This is a genomic window from Vibrio sp. S12_S33 (assembly GCF_963889785.1).
GTDB lineage: Bacteria > Pseudomonadota > Gammaproteobacteria > Enterobacterales > Vibrionaceae > Vibrio > Vibrio aestuarianus.
In genome coordinates this window covers 1-627 of sequence record NZ_CAWPQZ010000212.1, presented here as the reverse complement: position 1 = coordinate 627, position 627 = coordinate 1, and the positions used below count along the sequence as shown (strand labels likewise).

Here is a 627-nt window from a genome sequence, read left to right as displayed (position 1 = left end):
AGATAGAGCATTCTAGACACAGGAGTCTGCATGGATTCATGTTGAACTTACTTGGTGGGTTAATTGCGTACTGCCTAAAACCAGAAAAGCCATCGTTGAACATAACAACCACTGAAAAATCAGGATTGATGGCGATGGCTTAAACCGATCTCAGGTTACATAGGCTTTTCGTTGCTTTCGGTGAACACTTTTCTTCTCACTCTTCTCATTCCGTAGCATGTTTAATACGGCATGCCTCATGACCGCTAGATTTTCAGCGCTGTTATCTTTATAGATCAGGTAGTTATCTTCCTTCATTGTTACATCAAGTACCCAGTGCAATTGGTTTTCGATCACCCAGTGACGACGAACCGCTTGGGCAAAACGTTCTTGAATAAGAGCATCGGAACTGATGTAGTAGCGATATTCCAGAGATACTTGACCTGATTTCTCTAACCTCATTCCTACTGCGACTCCGATACTATTGAGTCCTTTCCATTCTGGGTGTTGCTTCGCTAGCTGGTCGAGACTCAAATCGGTGGATATGTGTTAATATAGCCACCTGATTTTTGATTGTTTTTAACTCATGGCTACCATTCAAGTTCAATGTCGCTTCTGCAATAAAACTGAACCCGTCCGTAAGCATGG

At 42.6% G+C, this 627-nt stretch carries 1 protein-coding gene and 1 pseudogene; one reads left to right on the top strand and one right to left on the bottom strand.

The window, feature by feature from the left end; all coding sequences use genetic code 11:
- Nucleotides 1-143 (top strand): annotated as a pseudogene (locus AACW06_RS19885) (IS982 family transposase); the annotation flags it as partial.
- Between the two features lie 7 nt (nt 144-150).
- Here AACW06_RS19885 and AACW06_RS19880 read toward each other — a convergent pair.
- Nucleotides 151-513 carry an ISAs1 family transposase gene (locus tag AACW06_RS19880; RefSeq protein ID WP_192076375.1) on the bottom strand — a complete coding sequence of 121 codons (363 nt, stop codon included), beginning with the start codon at nt 511-513 and terminating at the stop codon, nt 151-153.
- Nucleotides 514-627 lie beyond the last annotated feature (114 nt).